Origin of the sequence: Gottfriedia sp. NPDC058432 (genome assembly GCF_042721555.1) — a bacterium.
Classification (GTDB): domain Bacteria; phylum Bacillota; class Bacilli; order Bacillales; family Bacillaceae_G; genus Gottfriedia.
Genome location: NZ_JBHXLC010000001.1, coordinates 346493 through 361822, shown reverse-complemented (window position 1 = coordinate 361822; position 15330 = coordinate 346493). Strand labels below are relative to the sequence as shown.

Below are 15330 nucleotides of genomic sequence, written 5' to 3'. Positions count from 1 at the left end.
ATCACAAAAAGCTTTCGAAGCCACTGCTCAAGGGCGACATTCCAACTCTATTTTCTAGAAACCTCTCACCAAATGGTTTCCTCTCTGAAGAACTAGTTCGTTGTACTCTTCCCTATCAATGCATTTCATTATGAATATATGTAATAGTCTACAAAATTTACTTAAGCTTAGTCAACAGTATTTCTTATTTCTTTGTAGATTATTCAATAAGTGTCAATATAGTACCATATTTTTTAACATATAAAAAAAATACGAAAAATAATTGTAATGATTATTTAACATTCTGGTATACTAGTACTTATTTAATTATGCGATAATTATAAAGTATGTAGATATAATTTTTAGGGGGATATTCATGGGTTTATTTAAAAATACATTAGCTCGTGTTCTCGGAATCGGTGGAACGAGAATCGATACAAAGCTTGAAAAAAAAGAATATCAAGCTGGTGAACGAGTAAAAGGTGAATTATATATAAAAGGTGGACGAGTTAAGCAAGAACTAGATTCCGTCTTTTTACATGTAATGACTGAATATCAAGTTGAATCAAATGATAAGATTATTAATAAGAATGGTACTTTACAAAAATTTATCGTATCAGTTGATCGTATAATAAATGCAAATGAAGAAGTTGTTATTCCTTTCTTTTTCACCTTATCTGAAAATACACCGGTATCACTTCACAAATCCCATATTTGGATTAAAACTCATTTAGAAATAGAAAAAGCTGTTGACCAATATGATGCTGATGGCGTTCAAGTAGTTCCTTCAGTTGGCTTAAAAACGGTAATCCAAGCACTTCAAGAAGAAGGATTTGTATTAAGAGATAGTGAAAACAAAAAGAAATATGGAAAAATTATTCAAGAATTTGAATTTTATCCAATGAATGGCGAATTCCGTGGAAAATTAGAAGAGGTTGAGGTTAATTATTTAAGCTTTGACAAAACAGTCGACTTAATTCTTCAACTTAATCAAAAACAAAAAGAAACAACAAGTAAGTTTTCTAAGTTATTTGGTACTGATGAAAATAATGTTCGAATCTCTTTTTCAAAGGATCATATTACGGACAAGGATTTTGTACGTAAGAGTGTAGTTAATGCTATTAAACGTCATGTAAAATAATAAATATAAAAAAACATCTATCCATGTATTCTCCAACACCATTAGTTGTTGCTACCATTAATGCGGTGATACATTTTTTGGATAGATGTTTTATTTTCTCTTAATTAAGCAGTCTGAATTCATAAATCATCTATAGATTTCGCTGCTTCAATATCCTCTTGAATTTTAGAGACAAAATATTCAATATTAATCATATGCCAGTATGCATTTAATAAATCTCTTACATTGTCTTTTTCATTATTAACCTCGGATCGCTTTAAATATTTAGAAATTTTGGAAGCAAACTGAGTTGGATATGCCATATAGCTTAAAAATAACATTCTTTCCTCTTCTCTTAATGAAAAATTCTTTTCATACATATTAAGCCAATTATTACGATCAGATTGCTGAATAGGATAGGTTTTAAAAGAATTCTTATAATAGTTAGTTAAGTCTTGAATTGGTGTAGTTTCTTGTGCATTTTCTAGATTAATAAAGACACCTTCACCTCTTTTATTTACAAGAAAGTGCGAAATAGATAAATTTCCATGGTTCATGACAACTCTTGTATTTTCAGTTTCCTTCATTTTTTTAAACCATTCATCTAACTGACCCTTAGCAAATTGATGTGCACTTAATATTTTATGAAAATACGTGCAATAGCTTAGTTCATAAGGTGACATATACCAATTATCTTCAGCAGCTTCAATGAAATTTTCCAATACATCTTTATCTTTACTCCATCTTTTTGTTAACGTATCATAATGGATTTGTAATTGATCTTTATCTACCTTTTTCTCTTTTTGTGTACTGTTGTGCATTTTACCTAGTGAAGTAAACATTCGTTGAAAATGTAAATTCTCATCTGACTTTTCATCAACACTCTCAATCCACGGCATTAAATAGTAATGCTTCGTATTAAATTCAACAATATAATCCCCGCTCTGGGTATGATAAATTGGCACAACATTTCGAAAGCCTTTATCTTGTAAAGAACGAACATTATCAATCAAATTATTTCTATAAACTCGATTCACATTTGCCTCTTTTAGTGCGAATACACCTTGATTCGTATAGATTTTAACTACTTTACCAACAGTTTCAAAATAATTTGGGACAATATGATACTGTGCTAAAATGACGCTTATTTCATCTTTAGGTTTTCTATACAAGATGCGTCACTCTCACTTTCTAAATGCGTAAAAGCCTTGTATTAGTAGACAAGTGTCTTAACTAATACAAAGCTCTCACCATATTGTTATTGTTTTATTGCAGTTACGGGAATATAAATGATTTGCCCTTCTGATAAAAATTCATCATTCAAGTTATTAACACGATTTAACTGCTGAGTTTGTAAGTTATATTTTTTAGCTACGGATTCAATTGTATCTCCATTTTGAGCTAAATATAATTTTAATTTTGTATAAGAATCTTCTCTTCCTTCGCCTGTAAACAAACTTGAAAGTAGATTGTCACTTTTAACACTTCTTGCTTCGCTTACTTCTTCTTTTACTTCCTTGTTTACAACTGATTCAGCTTTTATTTCTACTTTTGGTAATTCAGGTGGTGCTTCTTGTTGCTCTACTTGAGCTTGATAATAATCCGCATAATAAGGTGGTGTTTGACGAACATCATCATTTGGACTCACGAAAGAATTTTCTTGATTTACTTGAGGGAATGGATTTTGATAGTATTGTTGCTGATTTTGATTATATGCAAATGGTGCTTGCTGAAATTGTTGGTTAACATATGGTTGATAGTTTTGCTCTAAAGTACGATTATATAGTTCTTCATATTTTTCTATTTCTTTTTGAGCATTACTTTCATTACTAGCATTTTGTAAAGTGCTAAAATCATTATCTAAGAAGCTAGGTCTACTATTTAATGAATTGTTTAAATAGCCGTGTACATTAAAATCATTATTCAAGAAACTAGGTCGCTCATTATACGTATTATTTACACTGTTAGATTCCTGTGCATCATTTACACTTTGACTAGCTTCTGCATCATTATTATTCATTAAGAAGCTCGGGGTTGTTTCCACTGCTTGTGGCTCCATTACTTGCGGTTCCACTGCTTGTGGTTCCATTACTTGCGGCTCCATTGCTTGTGGTTCCATTGCTTGTGGTTCCATTGCTTGTGGTTCCATTGCTTGTGGTTCAAACACTTGTGGCTCCATTGCTTCGGCTGATATATTAAAGCCTCTAAATACGTCTTCATATTCTTCTTCCTCTTGGGCTTCTGATTGTTCTTCTAACTGTTCTGACTGAGCCATAATTTCAACATCAAATTGTTCTTCTACTTGTTGTTCCTCTTCAAAACTTTGTTCATTGCTTTCTACTAACTCATAATAATGTTCCACTTCATTTTCAACTTCTTCGACTCGATCTTCAACTACTTCTTCAGGCTGAAAAACCTCTAAGTAAGTAGGTTGCCCAGGATATGAGTCTTGTTCTTCTTGGTCATCATTCTCTTCAAGGGATTGAATCCAATCACTGCCGTAAAGATTATTTTGTTCACTTGCTTCCTGTTCCGAAGTTGGTTGATGAAAGAACTGGAATTGTTCTTCTTGTTCTCTTTCTGGCTGATACTCATATCCTTCATTTCCCTCATTACTTGAGCGATATTCATTTTCGTATGAGTAGTTATTATATTGCTCATAGCCTCTTTGTTCTTGATAAGTTTCTACTGCCCTATTATGGTCGTGTAGACCAGAAATACATAAATCAGCAGCAATTTGAATACTTCCTTTTTCAGCTAATTGATAATCAAATGTCTCTACAGAAACACATAGATTTTCAAGATCAGTAATTCTAGTTAATGGTATTGAAATATCTACAGGGAACTGATGACTCAATTCACAACTTCCATCTTCAAGAGCGATTACATTTTCAATCATTCTTGAAGGTGCTAGTTCTCTTAATGAATAATAATCACCTTGATTCGCCAAATCAGGTGTGTAATTACCTTCTAAGGTTAAGACACCCTTCACCTGAACATATTCTTCAAATTGCTGTATAGTAATGTCTGGATTTAACGAGAGTGACCTTACCTCTTTAACTTCCTGTCCTTTTTGGAACCAGACAGTTTCTTTCAATGAAAAGCGAATGTTTGTTTGATTTTCTGAAGACACCTTAATGTCCTCCTCTCATCGTCCAATTTGGTCTATGACATTACATTTTTATGAAAGAAACGAAAAATTTATGAAGAAAAGATTGTTATTTTATATTAAGAAAGGTTTAATAATCGAAGGATTAAAGAAAAACAGTAATAAAGGAATGGGAAAAAGAAAAATCAAAAGTAAGATTTGGGAAGCACTGGACGAATAGTATCAGAAAAACTAAAGAGAAAAATGGGCAATATAAGTCATTAAAATTAATTACTAAATACTAATACGGGTAACCATAGGATGCTTTTTATTCGCAATTACTATAATGGATTATATTTATAGATTTTTCTTCGAGATTTTATTGCAGTTTTGCTAATCATATTAGTGATGCTCTGATTTTATTTGCGATTTGAGGATTTTATTTGCAGTTTACTTTTCTTTGTAGATTCACTTCAATTTTTTGCATAGGTTGTCATCTTATTTGCAACTTCTCCTTATCTATTTTTGCACAGATCGTCATCTTATTTGCGATTCTCTACATCTATTGGCGGCTTGAACTTCTCTATTTTTCTCTACAATCATTCTACTAAAACTTTACTAACTCTATTTTGCTATAACAAAAAATGGTGCCTCTAAAAGAGGACACCACTTTAAATTAAACTAATTGCGAAAATGCGTATTCAGCAGCTGCAATCGTTCTTTGAATATCTTCGTCTGTATGTGAAGTTGATAGGAATAGACCTTCAAATTGTGATGGTGGTAAGAAGACACCTTGTTCAGCCATTAGTTGATAGTATTTAGCAAACATTTCTAAATTAGAAGTTTTTGCTGTTTCGTAATTTTCAACTTTTTCGTTTGTGAAGAAGAATCCAACCATTGAACCTGCACGATTAATACAATGTGGAATATTGTATTTTTCAGCTGCAGCTTTATAACCTGCTTCTAGTAGATCAGCTTTACGGTTAAATTCTACATAATCTTCTTTAGATAGCTGACTTAATGTTTCGAAACCAGCCGTCATCGCTAAAGGATTTCCTGAAAGAGTTCCAGCTTGATAAATCGGGCCACTTGGAGCAATTTGATTCATAATTTCAGCTTTACCACCATATGCACCTACTGGTAATCCTCCACCGATTACTTTTCCTAAGCAAGTGATATCAGGTGTTACACCAAAATGACCTTGAGCACAATTATAACCTACACGGAAGCCAGTCATAACTTCATCAAATATCAATAATGTACCATATTGAGTCGTAATTTCTCTTAAGCCTTGTAAGAAACCTTCAACTGGTGGAACAACACCCATATTACCTGCAACCGGCTCAACAATAACCGCTGCTAGGTCATCTCCATATTGTTCAAAAGCATATCTTATACTTTCTAAATCATTATAAGGAACAGTGATTGTATTAGATGCAACACCTTCAGGTACACCAGGGCTATCTGGTAATCCAAGTGTAGCAACACCAGAACCAGCTTTAATTAATAAAGAGTCACCATGTCCGTGGTAGCAGCCTTCAAATTTTAAAATTTTATTTCGACCAGTAAATCCGCGAGCAAGACGTAAAGCACTCATTGTCGCTTCTGTTCCTGAGTTTACCATTCGAACAACTTCTATCGAAGGTACTCTCTCGATCACAAGCTTAGCTAATTCTGTTTCTTTTAATGTTGGTGCCCCAAAGCTAGTTCCAGTTTCTGCTGTTCGCTTTAAGCCTTCAACTACACGCTCATTTGAGTGACCTAAAATTAGTGGTCCCCATGATAGTACATAATCAATATACTCATTTCCGTCAATATCATATATTTTAGAACCTTTTCCATGGCTCATAAAAATTGGTGACATATTAACACTTTTAAATGCACGTACAGGACTATTTACTCCACCAGGAAGTACTTGTTTAGCCTCTTCAAACGCTTCAATTGACTTGTTATATGATCTCATTTATTATTACTTCCCTTCTGATAACCATCTGCAAGCATCTTTAGCATGATAAGTCATAATCATATCTGCACCAGCACGTTTCATACTAATTAATTTTTCCATTACAACCTTTTCTTCTTCAATCCAACCATTTATAGTAGCAGCTTTTACCATTGCATATTCTCCACTAACATTATAAGCAACGATTGGTTGGTGATAGTTATTTCTGATATCACGAATAATATCTAAATATGAAAGAGCTGGTTTAATGATTAAGAAATCTGCACCTTCAACTGTATCTGATTCTGCTTCACGGAATGCTTCTAAACGATTGGCAGGGTCCATTTGATATGCTTTACGATCACCTTGTCCTGGAGCACTTTGAGCTGCCTCACGGAATGGTCCATAAAATGCTGAAGCATATTTTACCGCATATGACATAATTGGAATATTATCAAATCCAGCTTCATCTAATGCATGACGAATTGTTGCTACGAATCCATCCATCATATTTGAAGGAGCAATAATATCTGCGCCAGCTTGTGCTTGGCTTACAGCTGTTTTTGCTAATAGTATTAACGATTCATCATTATTAACATACCCATCTTCTAAAACTCCACAATGTCCATGATCTGTATACTCACATAAACATGTATCTGCAATAACAATCATTTCAGGATATTGTTCTTTTGTTTGTGAAATCGCACGTTGAACAATTCCAGTTGCACAATAAGCTTCTGAACCTACTGCGTCTTTAACATCAGGAATACCAAAGAATATGACAGATTTTATACCTAATGATACAATTTCATCCATTTCTTTTTTTAATTCATCTAACGAAAATTGAAATACACCTGGCATTGAACTAATAGGATTTTTAACCCCTTGTCCTTCGACAACAAAAAGAGGATAAATAAAATCTTCTTTATGTAAATGTGTCTCTCTAACCATAGAGCGTAATGCTTGTGTGCTTCTTAAACGACGGTGACGATCAAACGGAATAGAATAAGTCATTTTTTTCTCCTTCTTTTTAAAGACGAACTGATTAATCAATATCATCTACTATTTTTTTAATTAAAGCCTCTGTTGTAAATTTACTAGGAACAATAATATTATTCAAACCTTTTTCTCTAGCTTTTTGCGCGGTTACTTCGCCGATACAAGCAATTTGAATGTTCTTTAAATCTTCCATACTAAATGCATTTCCAATCAAAAAACAAAACTGTTCTACACTAAATGGATTCAAAAATGTAATCACATCAAGTTTTTTATTTATTAATAAATTTAACAGTTCATTTTTAATCCCTAGATTTGCAATGGTTTCATAAACGGTTAATAAATTAACTACATGACCATTTTCTCCTAGTATTTTTGGTACGTTATCACTCGCTAAAGAGCCACGTAAAAATAAAAATTTTGTTCCTTTTTCTACTATGTAACTTAACTCAGAAGCAAATGTTTTACCAGTAAATTGACTTGGAAGGAAAGCTACTTCAAATCCTTCTTCAATTAATCGATTCTTTGTTTTTTCCCCGACAGCACCAATTTTTTTTTGAAGAATTTTTTGTTTAAGATCCTTTGTAACGTTTTGTACAAAGTAATTTACTGAATTAACACTTGTGAATAAAATCCATTCTGTATCAAGTACTAATTTTTCCAATTCATTCATTGAAATATCACTTTTAACTATTTTTTGAAGTGGAAGATTAATAGGACAACCACCAAACTGATGAATTAATTGATTGAATTCATCAGCTTGGTGCTCTGCCCTTGTCACTAATATTTTCATTCCATTTAAGGAATTATTCATCCGCTGCCTCTTTTACAGAATCAATAATATCCTTTGCTCCACGTTCAATTAATAGATTTGCAGCTTTTTCACCAATTTCAGTAGGATCAGTACCTTTAACAGTTTCTTTTAAGATAATTGTTCCATCTGGTTTAGCTACTAATGCTGTTAGCGAGATTTCATCTTTTTCATCGATCGTTGCAAATCCAGCAATAGGAACTTGGCAACCACCTTCCATTTTATGAAGAAATACACGTTCAGCTTCTACTGTTGTATATGTTAATTCATCATTCAGTCTATTTAGTAATTCACGGATTTCTGTATCATTTTCACGACATTCGATTGCAAGTGAACCTTGGCCTACTGCTGGTACACAGATTGTTTCATCAATGTATTCAGTTATACTTTCTTCAGCCCAACCCATTCTAGTTAAACCAGCTGCTGCAAGAATAATCGCATCATATTCATTATCCTTTAGCTTTTGAATACGTGTATCGATATTTCCACGAATCCATTTGATTTGTAGATCTGGACGAACTGCTTTAATTTGAGCACTTCTTCTTAAACTACTTGTACCGACAATTGCTCCTTCTTCAAGTTCCATTAAACCTTTTCCACTATTTGAAAGTAGCGCATCTCTAGGATCAACACGTTTTGGAGTACATCCAATCATCAAACCTTCAGGTAAAATAGCCGGCATATCCTTCATACTATGTACAGCTAAATCAATTTCACTCGTTAGCATTGCATGTTCAATTTCTTTAACGAATAAACCTTTTCCTCCAACCTTTGAAAGCGTTACATCAAGTATTACATCACCTTTTGTAACGATCTCCTTTAACTCAAATTCATAATCGGGTGCTACTTCTTTTAGTTTCTCTACAAACCATTTAGTTTGTGTTAATGCTAGTTTACTTCTTCTTGTACCAACTATTATTTTACGCATTGTTACATCTCCTTACGTACTCCATAAATGAAACTTTGAATATAGATTTGAAACAACATAATTTCCGAACAAAACTAAGAAGCAACAGATGTTAAATATGCAAAGAGATTTGCCATAGAAACGGTTGCTTACCTTTAAATACATAAATGTACTATACATGATTAAAACGAAAAATGAGCCTATTACTTTCATATCATACCAAACAAATGTGTGTACTCGAATACTCGCCCAAATAACACCTAAAATAAGGGAAGTTAGCATTAGTGGAACTCCAAATAAGTTAAATGTAATAAACATTTTTTCCAACTTACCTAAACTCCCCAATTTCTTTAAATGTGTTGACCATTTCTTCTTTTTTAGTAATACATATTGAAAAATGTACATAACTGAAAAAATAAAGGACAGGGTAAAAGCACCGTATGCTAAGAAAGCAAGTCCAATATGGATATATAATAACTCCGATTTTAACTGATCGACTAAAGTAGCTGTTTTACCCGCCTTCGGAATTAAAATTGATAATGAAAATACTAAAAATGAAACAACATTTGTAAAGAAAACTAAGTACTCTAGTTTTACTACCCAATTAATAACCATTGAAAGTGATATTATGATCCATACATAAATATATAGCCCTTCCCTGGAAGTAATAAAGGAGTATAAACTGTATTGGCTAATAGTGTAAATCATTAAAACAGAAGAAAACACCCAAACAATCGCTAGCAAATAAAATGCTACTCGACTTGCCATCCTATTTGAATCTATAAAATCTATAAAAGAAAAAACGATACTCCATGCAAACAATAAGATTAATAAATGATAGATAAAACTACTTTCCAAAAGCGCCACTAGCTAAACCTCATAAAAAACCTAAATTTTGTTTTAAAGAAATAGTCTCTTTTTCTTTGTTAGTTTGCATGTGTTTTTCATCTTTAGATTCTTGGAAAATTTCATCTAGACTAAAAATTTCTTTAAAAAGGGCAATTTGTGCTTCTGAGTGTTTAGATGTACCCATTTCTTTAGCTTTCATAATTGGATCTCGTAAAAGTTGATTTACGATACTTTTTGTGTGCTTTTGAATAATTTTTAAATCTCTTTCGGATAAATGAGGTAGCTTTCTCTCTAGACTACTCATTGTATCTGCTTGAATATCTAACGCCTTTTCACGTAATGCAGAGATTACTGGAACAACACCTAACATTGATAACCAAGATTGGAAAATATCAATTTCTTCAGTTATTGACTTTTTAATTTTTACTCCCTCGCGTTCACGTTCTGCTAAATTCTCTGCAACAATTCCTTGAAGATCATCAATATCATACAAGAATGCACTATCAATATGATGAATTGATGGTTCAATATCTCTTGGAACAGCGATATCGACTAAGAATAGCGGGTTACCTTTTCTTGATTTTTCAATTCGACGAATCATTTTTTCCGTAATCACGTATTCTTTTGATCCAGTTGAACTAATAACTATATCTGCTTCTTTTAGAGCATTTTCAAGTGATTCTAACCCTTTTCCGATTCCATTAAATTGGTCTGCAAGTCTAACTGCATTTTCAACAGTTCTGTTAATAACTGTAACTTTCCCTACACCTTGAGAATACAAGTTTTGTAAAGCTAAGTTACTCATTTTCCCAGCTCCAACAATCAGTACATTGCAGCCTTTTAAATTGCTAAAAATCTTTTTTGAAAGCTCTACAGCAGCATAACTTACAGATACAGCATTTTCACCGATTCCAGTTTCTGAGTGAACTTTTTTTGCAAATGTAATTGCTTGCTTAAATAATTGATTAAAAATCGTACCAATTACATTATTCTCTTGAGCAAGTAAATAACTATCTTTTACTTGTCCAAGAATTTGAGTCTCACCAATTACCATTGAATCTAAACCACTTGTTACAGTGAATAAATGGTTGATTGCATCATCTCCGGTTTTAATGATTAAATATGGTGATAATTCCTCGTCTTTTAAGCCAAAACGTTGTAATAAAAAGCGTTTCATATAATATTGACCAGTATGAATTTGATCGACAACTGCATAAATCTCCGTACGATTACAAGTAGAAACAATAATGTTTTCCAAAATGCTTTTTTCATTTTTTAATGAGTTCATTGCGTCCTGTAGTTCATTTGGAGCAAATGCTACCCTTTCTCGCACTTCAACTGGGGCAGTCTTATAATTAATCCCTATTGTTATGATGTGCATGCCCTAAAGCCCCCCTAAAAACTTTGTACAAACTTGTGTTTTTATATCTATCTTTACTTATCAAAATATCATATCTATGTTCTACATCAATATGCTATCATAAATGTAATATTTTGTAGAATTTTTAATCCGATTTATACTATTAAATGTTCACAAATTTTATTATACAATAATTTTAAAATAAAAGTGATTACAAATAATGTTAAACAGGAGTTGTTATGAAAAAAAATCGATTATTTATTGGAATCCTATTAATTGGCTTTGGCATTTATTATCTTATTTCAAAATGGCAAGTCCCAGCTTTACACATTTTTACATTTTGGACGACTCCGATCTTGATTACTGGAATTGCACTTCTCGTTCAAGCTTTTAAAGGAAGAGAATACCATTATGTATTTCCAGGAATAGTCGTCCTTGGATTTGGCATTCATTTTTATGCCATCGAACATTTTCAAACTTGGCCAAACCATTGGTCGGTTCTTACACTCATCATTTCAATCGGAATGTTGCTACAATCTCGAAATGGAAAAGGTGAGCTATTACCAGGTTTACTATTATTTATTATGTCTCTATTTTTCCTTTTTAATGAAAAGCTTGCAACAATGCTTAGTTCGCTTCAATCACAAGTCTCTTATTTCCAGCAATATTGGCCAATATTAATTGCTGTTGTCGGTTTATATCTTCTATTTTCTAAAAAATAAACATTCTTTTTTATACATAACTAGCCGTTTTAAAAAGAGGAATATCTTTGTATACTTCCTTGTACTTTGGAAAAAATTTGTATCATTTAATTATGCTTCAATTATAATTCTATCTATTCTAATTGTTTCTTTTGGTTCAATAACTATACATATTTTAGAACTAGAAACCTTTCCAAATTTAAATGAACAATTAAATATTCCAAAGCTAAGGGAATGTAAATTGAATTCTACTAATTGTTAATTTATTGCTAGGAAAATTTTATTAAAAAAGATAACTAAAAAAGCTTTTATTAAGGATTATTTTAAACTAAAAATACTAACAGGTTGCTCGAGACCTGGACACAAAAAAATGCTGGTGGCCTTTTAGCCACCAGCATTTTTTATTTACACATACGATCAATTACTGACCATGCTTTTTCTTTACCCATACCAGTTTCAGATGAGAATAAAATTAATTCATCGCCTTCTTCAATCTTTAACTTTTCACGAACCACTTTTGCATGTTTATCCCATTTTCCTTTAGGGATTTTATCTGCTTTTGTTCCTACTATAATGACTGGGATTCCGTAATGCTTTAAGAAATCATACATCATGACATCATCTTCTGTTGGTGAATGACGTAGATCAACTAATAAAATAACAGCTCTTAATTGCTCACGAGTTGTAATATATGTTTCGATCATTTTCCCCCATGCTTCTCGTTCCTTTTTGGAAACTTTAGCATAACCATAACCTGGTACGTCAACGTAGAAAAGCTGTTCATTAATTAGGAAGAAATTTAATGTTTGAGTTTTTCCAGGTTTTGATGATGTTCGGGCTAATGCCTTACGATTTAACATTTTATTTATAAATGAAGATTTCCCAACATTTGAACGACCTGCCAAAGCGATTTCAGGAAACTGTGTTTCTGGATATTGATTTGGTCGGACTGCACTAATGACAATATCCGCTGTTGTTACTTTCATTTTTTCACTCCTACTATTGCATGCACAAGCACTTCATCTAAATGGGAAACAGGTATAACAGTTAAACCTTCTTTCACCATTGGTGGTACATCTTCTAAATCTTTTTCATTTTCTTTTGGTATGATAACAGTCGTTAAGCCTGCTCGATGCGCACTAAGCATTTTTTCTTTTAATCCACCTATTGGTAATACGCGACCACGTAATGTGATTTCACCAGTCATTCCAACCTCTTTGCGGATTGGTTTATTTGTTAATGCTGAAATCAATGCTGTTGCCATCGTTATACCTGCTGAAGGGCCATCTTTTGGAACTGCACCTTCAGGAACATGAATATGAATATCATATTTCTCATGGAAGTTTTGGTCAATATTCAGCTCTTCTGCTTTTGAGCGAATATAGCTAAACGCAGCCTGTGCTGACTCCTTCATTACATCCCCTAGCTTACCAGTTAAAGTTAGCTTACCCTTTCCAGGATATAGTGATACTTCTATAGAAAGTGTGTCTCCACCAAATGCAGTATACGCTAAACCTGTCGCTACACCAATTTGGTCTTCGCTTTCCATTTGACCATAAGAGAATGTTTTCTTACCTAAAAATTCTTCAATGTTTTTATCGGTAAATATTATTTTTTGTCTTTCGTTTGAAACAATCAACTTAGCAGCTTTTCTACATAGTGTCGCAAGAACTCGCTCTAACGATCTTACTCCAGCTTCACGTGTATAATGACGAATAATTGCACTCAGGGCACTTTCGCGAATTTGTACAGTAGATTTATTTAAGCCATGCTCTGCTAATTTTTTAGGGAATAAATGTTTTTTAGCTATATTAACTTTTTCAAGTTCAGTATATCCAGATAAAGTAATTATCTCCATTCGATCACGTAATGGACCTGGAATAGTTGATAAATCATTTGCAGTTGCTACAAATAAAACTTGAGATAAATCAAATGGCTCTTCGATGTAATGATCACTAAATGTATGATTTTGTTCAGGGTCCAATACTTCTAACATTGCTGATGCCGGATCCCCTCTAAAATCGCTCGACATTTTATCAATTTCATCAAGTAAGAATACAGGGTTATTTGTTCCTGCTTTCTTCATCCCTTGGATAATTCGACCTGGCATAGCTCCGATGTATGTTCTTCTATGACCTCTTATTTCTGATTCATCTCTTACACCACCTAGAGATACACGTACAAAGTTTCTAGACAGAGCGTTTGCGATTGATTTCGCTAAAGATGTTTTACCAACTCCAGGAGGACCTGCTAAACATAAAATTGGACCACGTAATGAATTCGTAAGTTGTTGAACAGCTAGATATTCTAATATTCTTTCTTTTACTTTTTCAAGACCTTCATGTTCATTATTCAGTATCTTTTCAGAACGATGTATATCCAGTGTGTCTTCTGTTTGCTTAGACCATGGTAGAGCTACCATCCAATCTAAATATGTACGAACTACACCTGCTTCTGCAGCATTAGGAGGTAGTTTCTCATATCTAGCTAACTCTTTTAGTACTACTTCCTTTGTTTCTTCAGGCATATTTGCCTCTTCGATTTTTGTTAAAAACTTATCAACTTCTTCAGTTTTACCTTCACGATCACCTAATTCGCGTTGAATAACCTTTAATTGCTCTCTTAAGAAATATTCTTTTTGAGTTTTATCAATATTTTTCTTAACTTGTAGACCAATCTTTTCCTCAAGCTTTAGTAATTCTTTTTCATCTTGAAGGAAATTTAAGATAATATGTATTCGTTCAGTAACATCAATTGTTGCTAATATTTTTTGTTTTTCTTCTTCCCTTAATGGAATTGAATCGATCATTGCATCTGCAAGTTTACCTGGATGGTCTTGCTTAACAATTGATGCAATTGTCTCTGGCAAAATTCGCTTTGATAATTTACTGTATTGTTTAAAATGCTGCAATAAAGTTCTCATTAAAGCACGAAGCTCTTTAGATTCATCTTCTACATCTGGATATTCTTCTACCTTTGCAGTTAAGAAATCATTTTGATCAATAATTGATTTGATTTTTCCTCTGTGTAATCCTTCGACAGTAATACGAACAGTACCATTTGGAAGTGTAATTTTTTGTGTTAATTTAGCTAAAGTTCCAAATTGGTATAATTCATCGATCTTTGGATTTTCAGTATCTGCATCTATTTGAGTAACAACAAAAATTAAATGATCTAACTCATCAGCTTCTTGTATAGCTTTTATCGATTTCGTTCTTCCTACATCTAGATGTGCAATAGTGGCAGGAAATACACTAATTCCTCTTAAAGGTAGGAGGGGTACAACTTTTTCTTTTGTAACATTCATCACGTTACACCTCCATGTTTTTCATTCTATTTAGTTATTTTACCTTAACATATATATCATTTACAATGATATGCATTAAAAGAAATAAAGAAGCAATATAATCAATCAACAACTGCCTAGAAACATACCATAAATAAATGTTTTTAGCGATAATCTTGATTTTTACTAAAAATACGCAGTAAGACTCGTAATAAGATTAAATCATATAGAATGTATTTCCACAAAATAAAAAGTGTTCGATCACTTCATTGAAAAATAGAATGCAAAAAT

General features: G+C 32.6%; 12 protein-coding genes and 1 other annotated feature (1 of these 13 running past the window's edge). Of the genes, 2 read left to right on the top strand and 10 right to left on the bottom strand.

Annotated features, from left to right (window positions below):
- Nucleotides 1-128, bottom strand: a binding site (T-box leader); it reaches 108 nt to the left of the window's first position.
- Nucleotides 129-355: 227 nt separating this feature from the next.
- Complete coding sequence (locus ACFWM3_RS01840; RefSeq protein WP_056472523.1) at nt 356-1120, top strand: sporulation protein; 765 nt, start codon at nt 356-358, stop codon at nt 1118-1120.
- A gap of 119 nt (nt 1121-1239) precedes the next feature.
- Here the strand turns inward: ACFWM3_RS01840 and ysxE are convergent, their stop codons facing one another.
- The 8 genes from ysxE to hemA all read right to left on the bottom strand — a co-directional run bounded on the left by ysxE (nt 1240) and on the right by hemA (nt 11073).
- Complete coding sequence (ysxE, locus tag ACFWM3_RS01835) at nt 1240-2271, bottom strand: spore coat protein YsxE (RefSeq protein WP_056472520.1); 1032 nt, start codon at nt 2269-2271, stop codon at nt 1240-1242.
- 86 nt (nt 2272-2357) lie between these two features.
- A complete protein-coding gene (spoVID, locus tag ACFWM3_RS01830; protein WP_390309890.1) occupies nt 2358-4232 on the bottom strand; it encodes a stage VI sporulation protein D in 1875 nt (624 codons plus the stop codon).
- Nucleotides 4233-4863: 631 nt separating this feature from the next.
- Nucleotides 4864-6150: a glutamate-1-semialdehyde 2,1-aminomutase gene (gene hemL / locus ACFWM3_RS01825; RefSeq protein WP_390309888.1), complete on the bottom strand. Its 1287-nt coding sequence runs from the start codon at nt 6148-6150 to the stop codon at nt 4864-4866.
- Between the two features lie 6 nt (nt 6151-6156).
- A complete protein-coding gene (gene hemB / locus ACFWM3_RS01820; RefSeq protein ID WP_390309886.1) occupies nt 6157-7143 on the bottom strand; it encodes a porphobilinogen synthase in 987 nt (328 codons plus the stop codon).
- 31 nt (nt 7144-7174) lie between these two features.
- Complete coding sequence (locus tag ACFWM3_RS01815; RefSeq protein ID WP_390309884.1) at nt 7175-7939, bottom strand: uroporphyrinogen-III synthase; 765 nt, start codon at nt 7937-7939, stop codon at nt 7175-7177.
- Nucleotides 7932-8864: a hydroxymethylbilane synthase gene (hemC, locus tag ACFWM3_RS01810; protein WP_056472503.1), complete on the bottom strand. Its 933-nt coding sequence runs from the start codon at nt 8862-8864 to the stop codon at nt 7932-7934. Before hemC ends, ACFWM3_RS01815 begins: the two co-directional genes overlap by 8 nt.
- 12 nt (nt 8865-8876) lie before the next feature.
- A complete protein-coding gene (gene ccsA, locus ACFWM3_RS01805) occupies nt 8877-9710 on the bottom strand; it encodes a cytochrome c biogenesis protein CcsA (RefSeq protein ID WP_056472500.1) in 834 nt (277 codons plus the stop codon).
- A 10-nt stretch (nt 9711-9720) separates the two neighbouring features.
- On the bottom strand, nt 9721-11073 hold the full coding sequence (gene hemA, locus ACFWM3_RS01800) for a glutamyl-tRNA reductase (RefSeq protein WP_390309881.1): 1353 nt from the start codon (nt 11071-11073) through the stop codon (nt 9721-9723).
- 218 nt (nt 11074-11291) lie between these two features.
- Here hemA and ACFWM3_RS01795 point away from each other — a divergent pair, with 218 nt between their 5' ends.
- Entirely contained in the window at nt 11292-11774 is a 483-nt protein-coding gene (locus ACFWM3_RS01795; RefSeq protein ID WP_056472493.1) for a LiaF transmembrane domain-containing protein, read from the top strand.
- A gap of 380 nt (nt 11775-12154) precedes the next feature.
- On the opposite strand, the gene yihA is transcribed toward ACFWM3_RS01795, so the two are convergent.
- Both yihA and lon read right to left on the bottom strand, forming a co-directional pair.
- Nucleotides 12155-12739: a ribosome biogenesis GTP-binding protein YihA/YsxC gene (gene yihA / locus ACFWM3_RS01790; RefSeq protein ID WP_056472491.1), complete on the bottom strand. Its 585-nt coding sequence runs from the start codon at nt 12737-12739 to the stop codon at nt 12155-12157.
- Nucleotides 12736-15060 carry an endopeptidase La gene (lon, locus tag ACFWM3_RS01785; protein WP_056472488.1) on the bottom strand — a complete coding sequence of 775 codons (2325 nt, stop codon included), beginning with the start codon at nt 15058-15060 and terminating at the stop codon, nt 12736-12738. The genes yihA and lon overlap by 4 nt, the downstream gene beginning before the upstream one ends.
- Nucleotides 15061-15330: the final 270 nt, after the last annotated feature.